This is a genomic window from Variovorax sp. LG9.2, assembly GCF_035018885.1.
Classification (GTDB): Bacteria; Pseudomonadota; Gammaproteobacteria; order Burkholderiales; family Burkholderiaceae_C; genus Variovorax.
In genome coordinates this window covers 1-399 of record NZ_JASJXB010000115.1, presented here as the reverse complement: position 1 = coordinate 399, position 399 = coordinate 1, and the positions used below count along the sequence as shown (strand labels likewise).

Below are 399 nucleotides of genomic sequence, written 5' to 3'. Positions count from 1 at the left end.
TGGTAGTAGAAAGTGCTGCGCGCAAGCCCTGCTGCCCGCAGCAGGGCCGCCAATTTGTGGTGATGCCTCAATCCGAGTATCAAGCGCGCTTTTTCGGCGCAAGCGATCTTTTCGCCCGGATCAAGGCGTGCACTTTTTTTAAGTACGCGACCTCCGCGCGCAGTCGCTCGTTCTCTTCGCGCAGGGTGTCCGTCGAATCGGGGATGGCCTCGGGCGGTGTCTCTGAGCAACGTCGTTCTGGCTTTGTATCTGGCTTTGTATCTGGCTTTGTATCTGGCTTTGGCATGGTGTTCCCCAGAGCTTGCGCGTCGCCTTCAGCAAGGTCGCGTCGCCAGACCACAACCTGGTTCGGATTGCGGATGTCATAGATGGCGGCGACCCGACGGCTGGACAGTCGTT

1 pseudogene is annotated in these 399 nt (G+C 58.9%); it reads right to left on the bottom strand.

The features are described 5' to 3' along the window. Positions 1 to 79: 79 nt before the first annotated feature. Positions 80 to 399: pseudogene (locus tag QN413_RS27505) on the bottom strand (hypothetical protein); the annotation flags it as partial.